The sequence below is a fragment of the Isoptericola croceus genome (assembly GCF_029382255.1).
Taxonomy (GTDB): domain Bacteria; phylum Actinomycetota; class Actinomycetes; order Actinomycetales; family Cellulomonadaceae; genus Isoptericola; species Isoptericola croceus.
This window is the reverse complement of record NZ_JARLLG010000002.1, coordinates 37,841-56,921: the sequence shown is the minus strand read 5'-3', so window position 1 is coordinate 56,921 and position 19,081 is coordinate 37,841. Positions and strand designations below refer to the sequence as shown.

Genomic DNA, 19,081 nt, shown 5'->3' with positions numbered 1-19,081 from the left:
CCCGGGCCTACTGGCCTGTCCTGGCGTACTTCGCCTCAACCTCGGCCTTGGCGGGTCGCCACCACGCCTCGTTCGCGCGGTACCAGGCGACCGTGGCCTCCAGGCCGGCGCGGAAGTCGGTGTAGCGCGGCGTCCAGCCGAGCTCGTCGCGCAGCCTGCTGGCGTCGATCGCATAGCGCAGGTCGTGGCCCGGGCGGTCGACGACGTGATCGAAGTCGTCCGCGTCACGGCCGAAGACCTCGAGCAGCGTGCGCACGACCTGCAGGTTGCTCGTCTCTCCGTCGGCACCGATGAGGTACGTCTCCCCGACCTGACCCCGGTCGAGGATCGCCCAGACCGCCGAGTTGTGGTCCTCGACGTGGATCCAGTCGCGGACGTTGAGGCCGGCGCCGTACAGCCTAGGGCGCACGCCGTCGATCAGGTTGGTGACCTGCCGCGGGATGAACTTCTCGACGTGCTGGTACGGCCCGTAGTTGTTCGAGCAGTTCGAGATGGTCGCCTGCACCCCGAACGAGCGCACCCAGGCTCGCACCAGCAGGTCTGAGCCGGCCTTGGTCGACGAGTACGGGCTGGACGGGTTGTAGGGCGTCTCGGGTGTGAACTTCGCCGGGTCGTCCAGCTCGAGGTCGCCGTAGACCTCGTCGGTCGAGATGTGGTGGAACCGCACGCCGTGCTTCCGGGCCGCCTCCAGCAGGGTGAACGTCCCGACCAGGTTGGTCTCGACGAACGGCGACGGGTCGTTCAGCGAGTTGTCGTTGTGCGACTCGGCAGCGAAGTGCACGACGGCGTCGGCCTCCCCCACCAGGTGATCGACGAGCGAGGCATCGGTGACCGAACCCTCCACGAACTCGATGTCGCCGGCGACCGGGTCCAGGGAGGAGAGGTCCCCCGCGTAGGTCAGCGCGTCGAGGACCGTGACCTGGACGTCGGGGTGCTCGCGCACCGTCTGGTGGACGAAGTTGGCGCCGATGAAGCCAGCACCGCCGGTGATGAGTATGCGCATGTGGCCTGCTCTCCCGTTGACTCGGTCTCGCATCAGGCTACCTATTCGACTCGCAACCCAGAATGACCATCTTAACCGTTTTGCGCAATATCACCGCACGAAGACAGACCCGGGCAACTACGATGCACGCAATGACTCAACCGGTCCCCGCGTCGCGACCGACGTCTGCTGTGAAGACGCCGGCTGATGCTGCAGACCTCTATGCCGAGATCTTTCGCGAGCAGCCGGTTTCGCTCGAGGTGGTGTCCGCAGGTCGGCTCAAGCAGGTGGGCGCACGGCCACCGGTCCGTGAGTACCTGGCCCAGCTCTGGAGCCGGCGGCACTTCCTGTGGGCAGAGGCTCGCGCCAAGGTCTCCAGCGGCACACGCGAGACGGTGCTCGGGCAGGCGTGGATGATCATCAACCCGATCCTCAACGGGTTGGCGTACTACCTCATCTTCGGCCTGATCCTGGACACGCGTCGCGACATCGACAACTTCCTCGGCTACCTGGTGATCGGTGTCTTCCTGTTCCAGTTCACCACGCAGTGCGTCAGAGGTGGCGCGAGGTCGATCCAGACCGGGCGCAACCTGATCCGCGCCTTCTCGTTCCCTCGGGCATCTCTCCCGATCTCCGTCGTCCTGCGGGGGGTTCTGAACCTCGTGCCGACGATCGCAGCGATGCTGCTGCTGATCGTCACGTTGCCCGAGAACGAGACCTGGACCAGAGCGGCCCTGCTCTTCCCGCTGGTGCTCGCCCTGCAGACGTGCCTCGCGACGGGCATCGCCCTGTTCTTCGCTCGGCTGACGACGGTTCTTCCAGACATCTCACAGCTCATCAGCGTCGGGATGCGCATCTGGCTCTACACCTCGGCAGTCTTCTTCTCGATCGACCGCTTCGAGAAGTTCCCGTGGATCGTGGGCCTCATGGAGGCCAACCCCATGTACATGGTGCTGGACGCCGCGCGGGACTGCCTGCTCTACGCCACCGTGCCGGAGGCGTCGACATGGATCGGCCTGACGTCGTGGTCCCTCGGTGCACTGGCATTCGGCTTCCTCTTCTTCTGGCACGGGGAGGAGTCATATGGCCGAGCCTGATCAGGTCGATCCGTTTGCCCACGCCACGGTGGCCGTGCAGGACGTCCACGTGCGCTACCGGGTCCCGTCGACGGACGCCGCCGAGCGCCGACGTCGCACCAACCCGGTCGCTCGTGCGACGCGTGCGGTGCTGGGTAACGATCCGAAGGTGGTCGTGCGGGCCCTGTCGGGGATCTCGTTCGTCGCGCGGTCGGGAGAACAGGTGGGCATCGTCGGGCAGAACGGCTCGGGCAAGAGCACCCTGCTCCGCATCATCGCCGGACTGGAGAACCCGGCCAAAGGACGGGTCCTTGCCGAGAGCACGCCGGTCCTCATCGGGGTGAACGCCGCCCTCGTCCCCGACCTGTCGGGCGAACAGAACATCCGGCTGGGGTGCCTCGCCATGGGGCTCTCACCGGAGCAGGCACAGGCCGCAGTGCCCGAGGTCAAGGAGCTCGCCGGCCTGGGCAAGTCGATCTACCTGCCGATGAAGACGTACTCCTCTGGCATGGGGGCACGGCTCCGTTTCGCGATCGCCACGGCCGCCAATCCCCACATCCTCCTCATCGACGAGGCCCTCGCCACGGGCGACGCCGCGTTCAAGGAGCGCAGCGAGGCTCGCATGCAGGGACTCCGTCAGAGCGCAGGCACGGTGTTCCTCGTCAGCCATGCCGCGCAGACGATCGAGGAGTCCTGCACCCGTGCCATCTGGTTGAACCACGGCCGGTTGGTGCTCGACGGACCCGCCGAGGACGTCGCGCTCCGGTATCGCAAGTGGGCGTGGGCCATCGCCAAGGACAAACCAGAGGAGGCCCGGACGATCCTCGAACGCGCCTTCTCGGAACGAGAACAGACCTCCGTGCACGTCGAGGAACCGCAGAGACCTCGCCGGTACACATCCCGACACGTGCGACCCCAGCAGCCTTCTCGGCGCCCGGACAACGGAAAGGGCTAGTGCAGTGGCAACGACGCTCCCCAGCATCATGACGGTCTACGGAACCCGCCCCGAGGCGATCAAGGTAGCGCCCGTGATCAAGGCGCTGGAGGGCAGCGGGGCGCTCGACTCCGTCACCGTGGTGACCGGCCAGCACCGCGAGATGCTCGACCAGGTGAACGAGCTCTTCGAGATCCGTCCCGACCACGATCTCGACATCTTCGAGCCCGGGGCATCGCTCTCGACGATCGTCGCTCGCGTCCTCGAACACCTCGATCCAGTGCTGATGAGCGAGAAGCCCGCCGCGGTGGTGGTCCAGGGTGACACCTCGACGTCGACGGCGGCCGCGCTCGCCGCCTTCCACCGGGGCATCCCCGTGGTGCACGTCGAGGCCGGCCTGCGATCCGGCAACATCCTCTCCCCCTTCCCTGAAGAAGCGAACCGCAAGATCACGACTCAGATCGCGGCGCTGCACCTCGCACCGACAGCCACCAGCAGGGACAACCTGCTGCGCGAGGGCGTCTCCGCCGACAGCATCGTCGTGACTGGCAACACGGTGATCGACGCTCTGCTGATGATGGTCGAGAAGAAACCCCCGTTCGCAGACATCGACCTCGAGGCCCTGGCGGACTCCGGTCGCAGGATCCTCCTCGTCACCACGCACCGCCGCGAGAACTGGGGTGGAGCGATGGAGGGGGTGGGTCGCGCCCTCGCCCGCCTGGCGCGCTCGTTCCCGGACGTCCACGTCGTGCTCCCTGCTCACCGCAACCCCGTGGTGCGCAAGGCGGTCCTCCCTCACCTCGACGGCCTCGCCAACGTGAGCGTGACCGAGCCGCTCGCATACGGGGAGTTCACGCGCATGCTCTCGCTCGCCACCGTCGTCCTCACCGACTCCGGGGGCGTACAGGAAGAAGCACCCAGCCTGGGGAAGCCCGTGCTCGTCATGCGCGAGAACACCGAGCGGCCCGAGGCCGTCGACGCCGGCACCGTCAAGCTGATCGGCACCGACGAGGAACGTATCGTCCACGAAGTGGGGACCCTGCTCTCCGACGGCGCCGCGTACGAAGCCATGGCACAGGCATCCAACCCCTATGGCGACGGCCGGAGCGCCGCGCGCTCGGAGGCCTCGATCGGGCACCTGCTGGGAGTCGGCGAGCGAGCCGAGGACTGGGAGGTCGATCCCGCGCGATGAGCAAGCACCGCGTCTTCATCTACGGCTCGTGCGTCTCCCGGGACACGTTCGAACACTTCGACCCCGACCAGTTCGAACTGGTCCAGTATGTCGCTCGCCAGTCCGCCATCAGCGCGTACACACGGCCCGTCACGATGATCGAGCCGCCGATGCTGCAGTCACCGTTCCAGCAGCGCATGGTCTCCGGCGACTACGCCTCCAACCTGCAGACGTTGATCTCCGAGGCCGCGGCACAGACTGATCTGGTGCTGATCGATCTCACCGACGAGCGGCTCGGGGCGTACGTGCTCCCCGACGGATCCGTGGTGACTCGGTCGACCGAACTCATCGAATCCGGCGCAGAGACCGACCTGCCGGCAGGCTCGCGGCACCTTCCCTTCGGAAGCGATCAACATTTCCAGTACTGGTCGCACGGCATCGCCGCCGTCGGTCAGCTATTCCGCCAGCACATGCCACGCGCGGCGATCGCGCTGTTCGGAATTCCCTGGGCAGAGCACTCCGAAACCGGTGCACTGACGCCTGCAAGTTTCGGCGTGACTGCCGCCAAAGTAAACCCTCTGCTGAAGGCCTACGTACAAGTCGCAGCGAAGGCTCTCGGCGCCGAGACGATTTCCCCCAGATCTGCCAGGATCACTTCGGGCGCTCAGCACCCCTGGGGCGACGCACCGTTCCACTACTCAGAGCCTGTCTACCTCGAAGCAGTCCACCTCATCACGGGCTATGAGGGTCGAACCCTATGGAACAGGAAACAAGATATCAATACGACAGATACATTTCGAACTCCAAGCACCCGCCAAAATGAGCATCCCGGACCGGCCGCACTGAGCATCTCAGCAGGCACGAATGCCCTGAGCGAACGACTCCGCGCAAACGGCCCGGACTTCTTCATTGCGGGCTCAGAGAATAGCGGGACTACATGGCTGGCAAACAACTTGGCACACCATCCTGACGTATTCATTGCCAAAGGGAAGGGAAACAGGTACTTCGACCAGCCGGCACGGCTCAAGAGCGCGTCGGAAACAAATCAATACCTAGCAGCCTACGAAGGCAGTGAAAAGCGTGCGCGTCGCGGCGATCATTCGCCGCACTACTTCTGGCACGCACCCGGAGGCCCGTTCGGATCAAAGCGACACGACGCAGCTGTCTCAATACGCAATCTAGCCAACCCTGAGTCGAAGGTTCTTCTAGTATTTCGCGACCCCGTGTCACGGGCAATTTCTGCATACTGGAACCTCTTCACGGAAGGAAAGATCGATCCAGCGACTGGGATCTTTCGGGCGCCAGAAGAAGCTGGTGTTGTTGATAGAGGCTTCTACGCTCGCCACTATCGCCACTGGGCCAAGATCATCGGTGAGGAACGCCTACATGTGTGGCTGCACGACGACCTGATGGAGAGTCCGGCCGCCGTTCTGGCCGGAGCCTCGAAAGCCTTGGGCCTCGACACCGATGCTATCGACTACGGCAGAATCGAGCCGGATCCAAAGAAGGATCAAGACCGGTGGCTAGACCCAATTATGCGCAGAAACCCAATATCCACGCAGGAGATCGCGGCGCTACTCCGACTGTATGAGCCACACATCCGATTCATCGAAAGGCTTACTCGGCGCGATCTACCATCATGGCGGGATTTCGAAGTACTGATATCGAAATGGAACATTTAGGTATGCTTGCGCGTGATACGGCCCGGCAACCCGACAAGTATCACTCTTTCAGCTTGGTCAGCAACTATAACAACTCAGAGGTTCGCGCAGGCGCTACCTTCAACTACGGCGGGCATACACTGATACACACTCCTTCTGCCGCGAGTATCGGCCCTTCAACTCCAGATCGTCTTGATTCGTCTTCGAGAATCGGGGCCTCTGTTGCCTGTTCCAGTCGAGCTGTTGGAAGTGGGCCAGGTCGGCGGCAGCACGCCTGGTGCGCTCTCCATGATATTCATGACTTGCGGGACGCCAGCCGACGGATCACCGTGCCCCCGTGCAACTACTTCGGCACACCATAGCCGGTCACAGCGGGCCCCCTCCGTCACCCAGGATTCAGCACCGCGTTCTCGAATTCGAGCCGCAGCCGACAGCTTTGCACCCCGAGCTCGTCCGCGCATCCAAAGATGTTCCGGTCAGGTGATCGAAAGTTCCGTCAGATCCGCGACGTATCCCGGATAGATGGCGTAGCAAACCCGAAGTCTCACGATCTCTGACTGGCCGCCCGGAGATCTCATTCGATGCTACTGGGCACATGTTCGGTGTGAGCCGCGTTCCAACCACTGGCACGCGATAGCACTCCCAATAGCGCTTCAAGGGCAAGGTCAACCGGTACCTCGCCTGGCAGCACCGCTTGGTCGGTATCCAATCCGTCAACTTGACGATCAATCTCAGAAAGCTCACCCACTACCTGGACTCCGAGCGACTGAATGGATGTAGAAAGCAGTGCGCCGGCCTCTGCACAAGCCTCCGCGGCCCATACAGGGAGTCTCAGCCGATCTTCCTTCGGTCCGATTTGCCGCGAGCCAAGGATTCGTTCCACCAGGCCGCGATAGACCAACTTTCGATGCATCGTCCGCGGCATTGACCAGTCTTCAAGCAGGCGTCGGTTGATCTCCAGCACAAGTGATGCCTCTGGAAACGACATTCCGCGGTTGGTCTCGGCGTGGTCTACCGTCGCCGAAGACAGCAAACTGCCCGGCAGCCCGAGCATCGATTCAAACGCATCGAACAGCCTGCTCGGCGCGCTTCTATCCAACACGACAACCGTCACGTTCTCAGCACCAAATACTTCCACCCAGCGCGCTACCAACCAGCGATCATCGGATCGATGGAACGCGCCAGATACCCCGATCTCTCGCGGATCCTGGAGGTAGCGACGGGCGTACTCCTCGAGAGAACTCGTGCTCCCGCGTTTGAGCGTCTCTTGCCAGTATGAAGGGACAAAGTCGCCCAGATTGCGAATCACAAGAACAACTTGCACCTCGCCATCGATGTTCTCTCGCACCTTCCGGACCCCATCAATATCCGCCGTACAGAACATCTCAAAACTAAGGAGCCTTCGCAAAGTCGAATGTTTGTCCATATCGGAAGCCAGACTCGTCCACCATTCGCGACGCGGTGCGGGGTCTGAGAGATACGTCAGCGGCGCGTCAATCAGCCATGAGCCTCCCTTGTGGTGATTTACCCCTCCTGCCGGATAGCGCACACCGAAACCCATCAGTTTGCGCCGCAGTTGATGGGCGGCATACTGCAATGAAGTGGAGCCAGTTTTTGGCAATCCTATGTGAACCAGCGTAGAGCGTTCCGGTATGCACTGTTCGGAGACGTCATTCACGATACGATCGCACCCTTCTATCTGGCCAGGACGGACACAACACTCGCACGCCGCGCGCCATCATCCCTACTAACCATCAAGCCCAAGCTTCAGTAACACATCCTCGGCAAACGTTCGTGACTCAGAAGCTGCACTGCGGCCTCCCAGCGAGTCCACTACAGCAGTTGTCAACTTTTCCACGCCGTGAGTGGCCATACCCCCAAGCACGTCTGCCAATTCATCGGACCTGCTGAATGCCGAAAACGTGTCTGGAGCAAGTCCGCTCAACAACGCCCCATCCTCTGGGACCACCGCTGGCAAGCCATAGGAGTTGTAAAGAACTACCGCACCACTGTTGAGGACGCGGCGGTAGGGAGCAAGGCCAACGTCCGAAGCGCGCATCAAGTACTGAACCTCATCGCTGGCGATTCTACGAGGGAACACCAGGACGTCCGGGTCAGCCTCGCACCTCCGCACAATCTCCTTAGTCTCGGGAGCGTCGTCGGGTGATCCAGCGACCAAGAGTCGAAGTCGCTTCTCTCTGGTGAAACGCGAGGCTGTCACAAATGCGTCAAGCAACTCGGTCAGCCCCTTGTACGGTTTCAGGGCACCGAACAGGATGAATACGAACTCATCCGGGTCTATACCGAGCGCCATTCGAGACTCAGCGCGCGAAACGTTGTCGGGGTATGCTCCGCAATAGAGCGGGTGTGGAGCATAGAGAAACCGCGATTCGGGCACAATGAGATCCGGCGATAAAGCCTCCTTGGTTCCAGGATTCATCACATGCACGACATCGGCTTGATCCGCCACGATCTGTCGAACCTGAAGTTCGTGCGTGTCGAATCTTGAATCATGCGGAAGGCGATTGTGGACCGTCCATATGACGCGACCACCGTTCGCCTTGAACTTCTGAAGTTTGGTTTCAAACTCCAATACTCTGGCATTGGCGTCAGTCAGGTTTGCTGTGTCAGACAGAACGAAGTTCAGCCAGTGAAGGTGAATGCCCAAAGGCAGTTCGATTGGATTGAGATCCGTTAGGCGATCGAAGTTCCAAGATTCATTCACTGGCGCCAGTCCGATGCCCCTTGAAGGGAACGCTCCATAGAGCAGTGACTGAAATGGATTCATCCGAGCGACTGGGGTATAGCCGAGAACCATGCGACCACCGCTTGGCGCGGCAAGCGCGTGTCGCGCAGCGTCCATCGCCTCCGTCCAGGGAGACGTCGATTTCGTTCGCCAACCATCAAAGCTTCCGATCATGAACTCAACTCCCCGATCCGGCTGCTTGCGAGTATGCGTCCATGTAGCGCGTGCCGTTCATGTACCACTGTCGGTTGGCTGTCAGCCACTCAAGTCCGGCTTTCCCCATCTCGTGGCGCAACTCGTCCGACTCAAAGAGAACCTCGATCTGACTCGCCAGTTCCTCCGAGTCTCCGACAGGGAACGATAGCCCGCGCGTGGGAGGATCCACGATCTCTTCCAACGCTGGAAGACCCGAGACGACGATTGGCTTGGCCATGGCCATGGCCTCGAATGGCTTGAGCGGTGTAACAAGTCGCGCAGCTCTCTCGTCGGCTCGGGGAACGACGAAGACATCGATAAGGCCGTAGTATTCCTCGATGCTGCCGTGATCGACGGGTCCCGTGAAAACGATGTTCTGCGCAACACCACGCTCGTTGGCTAAACGCTCGAGAACCTCCCGCCGAGCGCCCCCACCGACCAGCAGACACTTGAAGTCACGACCACGTGCCTTGAGTACAGCAGCAGCTTCGATGAGTGTTTCCTGCCCCTCGCGGAGGTGGTCCATATTCGATACGTATCCGAAAGTTGGGAGATCGTCAATTCCAAGCTGCGTGCAGAGAGCAGTCGATCGGGGCCGCGGTGAGAACAGCTCAATGTCCGCACCGTTGGGGATTATCACGATCTTGTCTTCGCGACACCCCATATTAATCAGTTCGTCGCGCATCGCCGCCCCGAGGGTGATTACAATATCTGCCGCGTCGAGACACATCGCCTCTACAGCGCGGCGCCTTTGAAAGTTCTCACCCCGCTCTGCATAGGCTTGGTTCGAAGTCCAGGTCGACTCGAAGAATGATCGGAATTCATATACCAACGGAATGCCAGTCTTTTCCTTCAGTGCCAACCCGACCAGCATCGTTTCGTAGCCACGTCGGCCTGAACTTACGTGTAATACCGCGGGCAGGATATTTTGCATTTCAGCGTAGGCGAGATCCGCGTACTCCTGCAACCACCTGTCGATCGGCATCTTCAGTTCGGAGTAGTGCCCTAGGTCGAGTCGCCGGTGTTCAATACCGTCAACGTGATCAATGCGAGAGAAATCATCGAACCCGTCATTCCTCGGGAATCCTGGTTCCGTGAGTACTACTGGGTCGAGGCCCACCGCCCGTTCCGCGAGGAAGTTCTTGTGGCTCCTCGTGGTAAAGCCGTTCGAATGGAAAGGCCGGCTCTCCTTCACAAGGTGAAGAATTTTCTTCTCATCGACGTTTGGGAGTGGTCGCCTCGGCCCGGGGATTCGCGGATGCCAGCCAGACACTTCTCTGATTCGCCCCTCGATCTGTCGTATCGACTCGGGGGCTACGGGACACTGTTCTGCGATTCGGCGCGTAATTGCAAGGGCTGCCGAGATCGAACCTCGCTGCACTTCGATATCTCGCGCAAGAGTTAGGAACCGGTGATTGGCGCTGTGCCGAGGAAGTAGCGATCTAACCATGACGTGCGCCTCGTCGAACTGACCATTGCTGAACATATCGCGAATTGGCTTATCGCCGATGTACCGGCTCTTCAGCGCATTTGATCTTGTCGCGGATCGGAGAGCGCGGGCGCTTCTCGTATTCTCACGCTTGCTTTTGATAAGGATCCATGCAACTGTCCTGCACAGGCCAACCGGGCCTAGCCTTTTGCGGCGCCTCCAGGCGGAGGCTAGACGTTCGCGAATAGTGGGCTCCGCGAAAGTGGACTCGCTTAGTGCGGCTATGGCCGCATTGCCAACCCTGATCAGCCTTGCAACTTCTTCATGCAAAGCCGCCGTCTGACTCAGGGCGATCTCCAGTTGACGATGTTGGGGAAGGTAGTCAGGTACACCGAAAATGGTCCCGCCGCGTGCCGCGGCGTCATCGACCAGGTGGAACGGATCGATCATCGGACACCCCCGCGCGTGTTGACGATCCTTGAGCCTGTCAAGTCGTTGGCCGCTGCCCACTCGTGGAACTCGGTGTGGTCTACGAGCACCACGGTCACTTCCGCGACCTCCGCCGCCTCTTCGAGCGAGGTGAGCCTGACGTTGCGCCGGTTCGCAAGGTCTGGGGGCAGGGCTTCGATGTGCGGCTCGACGGCCACCACCTCGGCATGCGGCAGGCGGTCCGCGAGATCTGCGACGATCTTGCGGGCGGGCGACTCACGTAGGTCGTCGATGTCGGCCTTGAATGCCAGGCCGAGCGCTGCGATCGTCGGTGACTCAAGGCCTGCGACGGCCCTCTCTACCTGCTCAATCACCCACAGGGGCTTGGCGTCGTTCACCTCGCGCGCGGTGCGGATGAGCCTCGCCTGCTCAGGGTCAGCGTGCACGATGAACCACGGGTCGACGGCGATGCAGTGCCCTCCCACCCCGGGACCGGGCTGGAGGATGTTCACCCGCGGGTGGTGGTTCGCGAGACGGATCAGCTCCCACACGTCGATGTCGAGCGTGTCCGCGATGAGCGACAGCTCGTTGGCGAACGCGATGTTGACGTCGCGGAACGAATTCTCCACGAGCTTCGCCATCTCGGCGGTGACGTCGTCGGTCAGGAGGATCTCGCCCTGGCAGAAGATGGCGTACAGCTCCTGTGCCATCTTCGCTGCCTCGGCGGTGAGGCCACCGACGATCCGGTCGTTCATGACCAGCTCGATCATGACGCGACCCGGCAGCACACGCTCGGGGCAGTGCGCCACGTGGATCTGGGCCGTACCGGGCGCTCCGTCCAGGCTCAGGTCGGGCCGCGACGCGACGATCCACTCCGCCATCTTGCGCGTTGCTCCGGGAGGAGACGTGGACTCGAGGATGATGAGCTCACCGCCGCCCAGGTGTGGCGCGACCGCTTCCGCCGCCGCCTTGATGTAGGAGAGGTCCGGCTCGAAACCGTCCTTGAACGGCGTCGGGACCGCGATGATGAACGCGTCCGCGGGCTCTGGTGTCTTGGCAGCACGCAGGGTGCCGTGCTGCACCGCGCCTCCGACGTAGGTGGCGAGGTCCGGCTCGACGAACGGCACCTCGCCGCGATTGATCGCCTCGATCGTGCGGTCGTTGATATCGACACCCACGACCTTGACGTCCTTGGACGCCAGGATGGCGGCGGTCGGCAGGCCGATGTAGCCCAGGCCGATCACGCCGACGGTGTTGATCCCCATCAGATAACCCCGCTCAGATCAGGACGTGCCGGTCGGCCCGTCCGTAGAAGGTGACCTCGCCGCTTGCCAGCAGCTCGGCATCGGAGACCGTCCAGGTGTGCCGGCCGGAGCCCGCACGCATCTGGACGAAGTTGAATCGGTCGGCGGAGTAGATCCGCGCACCCGACTCTGCAGCCCCCTGCAAGAATCTGGTGTCCTCGCCCGTCATCGTCTCGGCGAACCGGACAGCGGCCGCGACCTCACGACGCGCCACGATCGTCGGCCCCATGACGAAGTCGGTGAAGCGGTGCTCACGCTCCGAGAACCGGAGCATCGTCGCGTCCTTGTCCTCGAGGTACATGTAGTGAGCCTGCTTGCCCACCACCTCGGCGCGGCTGTAGGCCAGCGCGTACAGCTGATCGGACAGGTACTCCGACCCGTACACGTCGTCGTCGTCCATCTTGGCGATCACGTCGCCGTCGGCAACGTCCACGAGCCGGTTGAGGCACGCTCCCAGCGGCACCTCGGCGGCGGCGTACAGCAGGACGACGTCCTCGATGCCGGCCTCCTTGGCCCGGAGCTTCAGCGCGGCCTCGTCCGGGACCTCGAAGCCGTGGGTGAGCAGGGCCAGCTGGACGTCCACCCCGGCCTGGCAGCCGACAGTGGCCAGCACGTGCTCGAGCTGGTGCGGACGGTTGGTCGAGACGAGAGCGGTCACGCGCGGGCGGCGCACGACGGCGGAACGCGCCAGTCCGGCGTCGTGCAGCACCTGCTGCACCCGCGCGCCGTAGGTGTGTTCGCGCCAGATGCGGCGCTGCCCGAGGTGCACGGCGCGGTCGCGCAGCTCGCGGGACCGCTCCAGGGCCCGCACGGTCGACGCTGCTTCGTCCCGCGTGCGTACGGTGAAGACCTCATCGGCGGGGAAGAACTCACCGGTGGCCACGCTCGGCGTCGACACCACCGGGGTGCCGCAGGCGGTGATCTCGAAGATCCTCCGCGCGCACATGCTCGGTGAGTCCACCACCGAGTTCACGTTGAGGAACACCTTGTAGTCGCGGTACGCCGTGAGCATCTGCTCGTACGGCAGCGAACCGACCACCCGCGACGCGTACGGCTCAGGGAACTCGTACCGGTCGCCCTGGCCCCGGAACCGCGAGTAGATCTCCAGCCCGTGCTCCATCCGCCCCGAGACGTCCAGAGCGCCGCCGAGCAGCAGCTCCATCTGCTCGCGGCGCTCCGGGTACTTGTGGGCGAACCAGGTGCCGGCGAACGCGACGTCACGCTCGGGACCCTCACCATGGGTGCGAATCGGGTTGTGGATCGCCGGCTGCGCACCGAACGGCAGCACCCCGACACGATCATGGCCCAGCGCCTCGCGATAGGCGGGGAGCAGGTTGACGTCCGTGGTGTAGACGCGGTCGAAGAGCGACGCCGTCTCCAGGAAGTCCTCGAAGTGGGCCGGGTCCTCCTTGTTCCAGAAGGTGGTCGGCAGCCCGCGCTCCCGGCACGCCGCGAGCATCTCCACGAGGGCCGGGCGTGGCGCCGTCGGGCCTGTGAGGTGGTACTTCCACGCTCCGCCGTTGCCGTTCCACGCGGACTCCGCGAAGACGAGGTCCAGGCCGTCGAGCTGCTCACGCCACGTCGACGGCTTGAGCAGCACCTGCTCCCACTCGTCGCCGAGTGCCCACCGCGAGAAGTCGTCGAGGACGACGCCCGCGCGCAGCGGCCGCGCGGGGCGGGGCGGTGACGCCGGCCACGGATCGTAGACCAGACCCTCGTGCGTGCTGCGGGCGCCACGCGGCTGGTGGTCGCCCCACAGACGCCGACGGCGGATGAACTGGCGGAGCTGGGCGGGGCCACCGTGCCGCAGGTGCCAGAGGGCGGCGCGCGCAGAGCGCATCCGTCGGTTCGCGGCACTGCGCATCGACGCCCCTTCGTGCTGGCTGACTGTCGGCCCGGCAAATCATCCCCGCGCAAGACTTACCTGGACTCGCGCTCGGCCGCATCCGGGGAGGACAACTCGTTGGGCGATTTAGCTACCTAAAACCGGCATTTCATCCCGAACCACGATGGCCCGTCCGCATGTCGAGATGCGGACGGGCCATCGGCGGTGTGGGGCGGTCAGCCGATCACCGCCTCCAGAGGCTCCAGCAGGAAGTAGGCCAGGAACGCCAGCGAGGACACCCACATGAGCCAGTGGATCTGCCTGGCCTTGCCCATCGCCAGCTTGATGACGACGAAGGCGATGAACCCGGCCCCGATGCCGTCGGCGATCGAATAGGTGAAGGGCATGATGACGATCGTCAGGAACGCCGGGATGGCGATCTCGACGTTCTTCCAGGAGATCGACGCGACCTGCATCATCATCAGGTAGCCGACGAACACCAGCGCCGGTGCCGCCGCCTCGTACGGCACCAGGGCGACCAGCGGGGACAGGAACGTCGCCGCGAGGAAGGCGAGACCGGTCACCACGGAGGCCAGGCCGGTCCGGGCGCCGTCGCCCACGCCGGACGTCGACTCGACATAGGCAGTGTTGGAGGACACCGACCCCATGCCACCGGCGATGGCACCGAAGGAGTCGACCACCAGGATCGCCCGGGTCTTGGGCGGGTTGCCCTTCGCGTCGAGGAGCTTGGCCTCGGCACCGACGGCGACCATCGTTCCCATCGTGTCGAAGAAGTCCGCGATGAGCAGGGAGAACACCAGCAGCAGCACCGTGACGACAGCGATCGACTGGAACGAACCCAGCAACGAGAACTGACCGAGGAGGCCGAAGTCCGGCACGGTGGCCACGCCGTCGAACGCCGGAGCGTTGAGGTTGAAGCCGTGCGGGTTGGAACCGTCCGGAGCCTTGGCCCCGATGTTCAGCGTGTTCTCGAGGATGACAGCGAGCACGGTGGCCGTGGCGATCGCGATGAACATCGCGCCGCGCACCTTGCGCACGAACAGCACGATGACGAGCAGCAGGCCCACCGCGAACACGAGGATCGGCCAGGTGCCGAGGTAGCCGAGCGCCACCGGGGTTCCCGCTCCCGGCACCACGAAGCCCGCGTTGACGAACCCGATGAGGGCGATGAAGAGGCCGATGCCCACGCTGATCGCCGTCTTCAGCTCCAGCGGCACCGCGTTGAACACGGCCTCACGGAACCCGGTCAGGACGAGGACCAGGATGATCGCACCTTCGATGACCACCAGGCCCATCGCGTCGGCCCAGGTGACGTCCGGCAGGCCGGCGATCGAGTAGGCGACCACGGCGTTCAGGCCGAGCCCGGCCGCCAGGGCGATCGGGAAGTTCGCCGCGAGGCCCATCGCGATGGTCACGACGCCCGCGATCAACGCCGTCGCGGCGGCGACCATCCCCAGGTTCGGAGCGTCTCCGCCACCGAGGAACGCGCCGGTGCCGTCCGGGACGGTACCGATGATGAGCGGGTTGAGGACGATGATGTAGCTCATCGCGAAGAACGTGACGAGACCACCGCGGATCTCCCTGCCCACGGTCGAGCCACGCTCGGAGATCTTGAAGAACCGGTCGATCGCGCTGGACCGCTGGGTGGGCGCGCTGGTCTGGTTGGCCATGGGCACCCATCGTGCCAGAGATGTGAAGGTTCTCGGGAGGCGCTCACTCCACGTTTGGGTAGATTCATCCCGACAAGGAGGTCCGATGGCTGACCAGAACGAGACGCACGCCTCACTGGCCGCGGAGGAACCGCCGTTGTCGGGTGATGTCGCGGCGCTGCGCGCCGAGATGGCGGACCTCACCGAGGTCGTGACCGATATGCACAAGCGCACGAAACATCTGCAGCGGACACTCTCGTTCCTGACCCGGCAGACGCGCGCGATCCCCGCGCACGTCCAGGCAGTCCAGCAGCTGCTCACGCGCTTCCCACCACGCGCACCGCTGCCCGACGTCGGCGGCTGGGCCATGGACCCCGGCAGCCTGCTGTGGATGGTCGACCATGTGGCGCGAAAGCAGGCCGGGCTCGTGGTGGAGTGCGGGTCGGGGACGTCCACCGTGTGGCTCGCCCGCGCGGTACAGGAGAGCGGCGGGCACCTGGTCACCCTGGAGCACTCCGAGGAGTACCTGGCCGCCACCCGCGCACAGCTCGAGGCGCACGACGTCGCCGACGTCGTCGACCTCCGTCACGCCCCGCTGGTGCCGACCACGACGGAGCGCGGCGAGTACACCTGGTACGGCGTCGACACCACCGGGCTCGACGGGATCGACCTACTGCTGGTAGACGGACCACCCGGAACGACCGGGCCGCTCGCCCGCTACCCCGCGATGCCCACCTTTGCGGACTCCCTGGCCGACGGTGCCGTCGTCGTCGTCGACGACGTCTCACGCGCCGACGAGCGCGACATGGTGGAGCACTGGTTGGCAGAGCAGCCACGGTTGCGGCGGGCGCAAAAACTGGGCCTCAACACGGAGGTGCTGGCCTTCGGCTGACGAGTCAGGCCTTCGAGGCCAGCCCAGCCTTGATCTGCGTCGTGGAGATCTCGGGCGTCCGCTCGAGGTAGACGACCTCGCAGTGCTTCTTGAGCTCGTCGAACTTGCCCGCCCAGTCGTCACCGATGACGAAGGTGTCGACGTGGTAGAGCTTGATGTCCTCGGACTTCTGCTCCCACGTGTTCTCCGGGATGACGAGGTCCACGTGCCGGATCGCCTCCAGCATGCGGCGCCGTTCCTCGAACGAGAAGTAGGACTTCTTGCCCTTGCCTGCGTTGAACTCGTCGGTGGACAACGCCACGATCAGGTAGTCGCCCAGTGCACGTGCCCTGCGGAGCAGCTCGATGTGACCGTAGTGCAGCAGGTCGTAGGTGCCGTACGTGATGACTCGCTTCATTCCTCGTCCCTCGTCGTAACCGTCACGCAGCACTGCGCTCGCCAGTCGTTCATCCTACGCCGCGGGGCACCGCGCCGGCGTCGCCGGGCCGACGTACGATCGCGAGGTGCCCACCGTGATGTCCCTGCTGCTCCATCCGGAGCGCCGACGCCCCTCGCCGCCGCCGGAGCGCGTCGACCTGCGGCGCGTCATCCTGCTGGGCATCATCGTCTGGTCGGTGGCACTGGTCGCCACGAGCGTGCTCGCCCTGGCCGGTCAGCCGACCGGGGGCGCCGTCGGGGTCTGCCTGGCCGGGATCACCCTCGGCGGCCTCGGTCTGCTCTGGGCGCGCCGCCACCGCGACGACCCCGCGGACTGAACGCCTCAATCTCCCGAAAGTCGGGCATCGAGGAGCAGCGTGGGCGTTGCAGACCACCGTTTCGCAAACTAGGCTGTTTCTCGTCATGAGAAACGCCGGGTTTCAAGAAACGCAAGTGGTCAGCGACGCCCTGGGGCGCGTCGCTGCACTGCTACCTACCTCCTGGCGCCTCCACCAAGGGCCTGGCAGGCAGGCTGACCGCCTACGCACCGGCGCCAAGGTCAAGCTGATCGGGCCGAACAAGGCCACGATCCCGTTCATCGTCGAGTTCAGACGCTCCGGGGCCACGCCCACACCGCTGCTCCTCGCAGCACTCCGCGAGACGCAACGAACGACGGGCATGCAGGTGCTCTACGTCTCGGACTACATCGGGCCGACAACACGTGACGCGTTGACCTCCCAAGGTCTCAGTTTTGCCGACGCCACCGGCTGGGTCCGGGTAATCTCCGACGACCCTTTGGTCCTCCTCACCGGTCAAGGTGCTGCCCGCACACCGCGAGCACCCCGAACGACTGCTGTCACCCGCCTCAACGGGCTCGCTTCGAGCCGCATCGTCCGGGCTCTTGCGACCGCGCACCTTCCCGTGGGAGTCCGTGCCCTCGCGGGTCTCGCGGACGTCTCGGCGGGCTCCGTCTCCAAGCTCCTGGCCACACTCACCTCGGAGGGAATCGTTGATCGCCAAGACGGCGGCAAGGTTGTCGCGGTCAGACGACGGGCGCTGTTGAGACGCTGGGTCGCCGACTACTCCTTCACGAGGGCCAATCCGTCGGTCGGTCACTTCATCGCCCCGAGAGGTCTGGAGCGGACCCTCGCTCGACTGGACGGGAAGACGGGCGTGGCCCTCACAGGATCGGCCGCCGCGCGGCGCCTGCTGCCCGAGTCGTCGACATCCGTGGTTCCGTTGCGGCTGCTGGCACTCTATGCCACGCGTCCACGGGAACTGGCCGGCGAGCTCCAGCTGATTCAGGCAGAGCCGTCCATCGCGAACGTTCATATCGCGCAACCGCTGGACCCCGAGATCTTGAGGCCTTCGGACGACGGCGGCCCGAGCAATGCGCCACTTCCGCTCGTCGTCGCCGACCTGCTCACCCTGCCGGGTCGGTCCGACGCCGAGGCCGAGCAGCTCATGGACGCCCTGGCAATCACCGACGACGCATGGAAGACGTGATCGTGAACGAACTTGCACCGGAGTACGTCGCCGCGCGCACAGTACTCCTCGACGCGCTCACCGCCCTCGAAGACCACCTCGACAGCCTCGTGCTGGTGGGTGCCCAAGCCGTCTACCTCCACACCGGCTCGGCCGACCTGAACGTTCCTCTCATGACGACTGACGCCGACCTGGCCGTCAACACCCACGGCCTCGCTGAAGCGCCGGAGATCGGCGCAATGATGCGGGCAGCCGGATTCACTCCCGGCCCCAACCCTGGCCACTGGGTGGCGAGCAACGACGTAGCCGTCGACCTGATGGTCGTTCCCCACCAGTCAGGTACGACCAAGGCTTCCGCACGTGCGGCCCGGATCTCGCCGCACGAAAAGCTCACCGCCCGGATCGCCCACGGCCTCGAACCTGCGTTGCTCGACCACGCGGTGGTCGACATCACCTCACTCGAACCTGGCGACGACAGGCGATGCACCCTGCGGATCGCTGGGCCAGCAGCGTTGTTGACGGCGAAGGCGATCAAGATCGGAGAGCGGCTCGAGCAGGCCGACCGGCAGCCCGACCGCCTCAAGGAAAAGGACGCGCTCGACACATTCCGGCTGCTCCAGGCCGTCGAAGTCTCAGACTTCGTCAGCGGCTTCGAGAAGCACAGGGAGGACGAGCACGCCGCCTCCGCGACCGCCGACGCCCTCGTCATCCTTCGTGAACACGGGCAGACGCCGCAGGGAAGAGTGGCGCAGCTCGCTTCCGCCGCAGTCCCCGGCGATCCGACCGTCGGCCCAGCCTTCGCCGCGCTCGTCCAGGAGCTGCTCCGCGCCGTGTGATCTGCAGTGTGATGGCCACAGGCCTCATC

16 protein-coding genes are annotated in these 19,081 nt (G+C 64.2%); 8 read left to right on the top strand and 8 right to left on the bottom strand.

The genetic code is table 11. The annotated features are described in order from the left end of the window. Positions 1-7: 7 nt before the first annotated feature. Positions 8-1,003 (bottom strand): dTDP-glucose 4,6-dehydratase, encoded by a 996-nt coding sequence (gene rfbB / locus PZC42_RS06215; protein WP_277209344.1) that lies wholly within the window; start codon positions 1,001-1,003, stop codon positions 8-10. 131 nt (positions 1,004-1,134) lie between these two features. Here rfbB and PZC42_RS06210 point away from each other — a divergent pair, with 131 nt between their 5' ends. Genes PZC42_RS06210 through PZC42_RS06195 form a run of 4 tightly spaced genes read left to right on the top strand, consistent with a single transcriptional unit; the run spans position 1,135 to position 5,845 of the window. Further along, the gene (locus PZC42_RS06210; protein ID WP_277209343.1) at positions 1,135-2,079 is read left to right on the top strand and encodes an ABC transporter permease; all 945 of its coding nucleotides are present in this window, start codon (positions 1,135-1,137) and stop codon (positions 2,077-2,079) included. Then, the gene (locus PZC42_RS06205; protein WP_277209342.1) at positions 2,066-3,013 is read left to right on the top strand and encodes an ABC transporter ATP-binding protein; all 948 of its coding nucleotides are present in this window, start codon (positions 2,066-2,068) and stop codon (positions 3,011-3,013) included. Before PZC42_RS06210 ends, PZC42_RS06205 begins: the two co-directional genes overlap by 14 nt. 28 nt (positions 3,014-3,041) lie before the next feature. Continuing rightward, positions 3,042-4,184: a non-hydrolyzing UDP-N-acetylglucosamine 2-epimerase gene (gene wecB, locus PZC42_RS06200; protein ID WP_277209341.1), complete on the top strand. Its 1,143-nt coding sequence runs from the start codon at positions 3,042-3,044 to the stop codon at positions 4,182-4,184. Continuing rightward, the gene (locus PZC42_RS06195; protein ID WP_277209340.1) at positions 4,181-5,845 is read left to right on the top strand and encodes a DUF6270 domain-containing protein; all 1,665 of its coding nucleotides are present in this window, start codon (positions 4,181-4,183) and stop codon (positions 5,843-5,845) included. The genes wecB and PZC42_RS06195 overlap by 4 nt, the downstream gene beginning before the upstream one ends. 553 nt (positions 5,846-6,398) lie before the next feature. On the opposite strand, the gene PZC42_RS06190 is transcribed toward PZC42_RS06195, so the two are convergent. The 6 genes from PZC42_RS06190 to PZC42_RS06165 form a co-directional block, all read right to left on the bottom strand. Next, positions 6,399-7,502 carry a hypothetical protein gene (locus tag PZC42_RS06190; RefSeq protein WP_277209339.1) on the bottom strand — a complete coding sequence of 368 codons (1,104 nt, stop codon included), beginning with the start codon at positions 7,500-7,502 and terminating at the stop codon, positions 6,399-6,401. A 69-nt stretch (positions 7,503-7,571) separates the two neighbouring features. Beyond that, positions 7,572-8,744: a glycosyltransferase gene (locus PZC42_RS06185; RefSeq protein WP_277209338.1), complete on the bottom strand. Its 1,173-nt coding sequence runs from the start codon at positions 8,742-8,744 to the stop codon at positions 7,572-7,574. Positions 8,745-8,748: 4 nt separating this feature from the next. Then, complete coding sequence (locus tag PZC42_RS06180) at positions 8,749-10,644, bottom strand: glycosyltransferase family 4 protein (RefSeq protein ID WP_277209337.1); 1,896 nt, start codon at positions 10,642-10,644, stop codon at positions 8,749-8,751. Then, a complete protein-coding gene (gene wecC / locus PZC42_RS06175; protein ID WP_277209336.1) occupies positions 10,641-11,888 on the bottom strand; it encodes a UDP-N-acetyl-D-mannosamine dehydrogenase in 1,248 nt (415 codons plus the stop codon). Before wecC ends, PZC42_RS06180 begins: the two co-directional genes overlap by 4 nt. Before the next feature lie 13 nt (positions 11,889-11,901). Then, positions 11,902-13,791 (bottom strand): glycosyltransferase, encoded by a 1,890-nt coding sequence (locus PZC42_RS06170; RefSeq protein ID WP_277209335.1) that lies wholly within the window; start codon positions 13,789-13,791, stop codon positions 11,902-11,904. A gap of 197 nt (positions 13,792-13,988) precedes the next feature. Next, positions 13,989-15,443, bottom strand: a complete 1,455-nt coding sequence (locus tag PZC42_RS06165; RefSeq protein WP_277209334.1) for an NCS2 family permease — start codon at positions 15,441-15,443, stop codon at positions 13,989-13,991. An 85-nt stretch (positions 15,444-15,528) separates the two neighbouring features. On the opposite strand from PZC42_RS06165, the gene PZC42_RS06160 reads away from it, so the two are divergent. Then, positions 15,529-16,314, top strand: a complete 786-nt coding sequence (locus PZC42_RS06160; protein WP_277209333.1) for a class I SAM-dependent methyltransferase — start codon at positions 15,529-15,531, stop codon at positions 16,312-16,314. Positions 16,315-16,318: 4 nt separating this feature from the next. Here PZC42_RS06160 and tagD read toward each other — a convergent pair whose 3' ends face one another. Further along, a complete protein-coding gene (tagD, locus tag PZC42_RS06155; RefSeq protein ID WP_277209332.1) occupies positions 16,319-16,711 on the bottom strand; it encodes a glycerol-3-phosphate cytidylyltransferase in 393 nt (130 codons plus the stop codon). Positions 16,712-16,817: 106 nt separating this feature from the next. On the opposite strand from tagD, the gene PZC42_RS06150 reads away from it, so the two are divergent. The 3 genes from PZC42_RS06150 to PZC42_RS06140 all read left to right on the top strand — a co-directional run bounded on the left by PZC42_RS06150 (position 16,818) and on the right by PZC42_RS06140 (position 19,052). Beyond that, complete coding sequence (locus PZC42_RS06150; protein WP_277209331.1) at positions 16,818-17,069, top strand: DUF2530 domain-containing protein; 252 nt, start codon at positions 16,818-16,820, stop codon at positions 17,067-17,069. An 85-nt stretch (positions 17,070-17,154) separates the two neighbouring features. Next, positions 17,155-18,237, top strand: a complete 1,083-nt coding sequence (locus PZC42_RS06145) for a helix-turn-helix domain-containing protein (protein WP_277209330.1) — start codon at positions 17,155-17,157, stop codon at positions 18,235-18,237. Then, positions 18,225-19,052, top strand: a complete 828-nt coding sequence (locus tag PZC42_RS06140) for a hypothetical protein (protein ID WP_277209329.1) — start codon at positions 18,225-18,227, stop codon at positions 19,050-19,052. Before PZC42_RS06145 ends, PZC42_RS06140 begins: the two co-directional genes overlap by 13 nt. Positions 19,053-19,081: the final 29 nt, after the last annotated feature.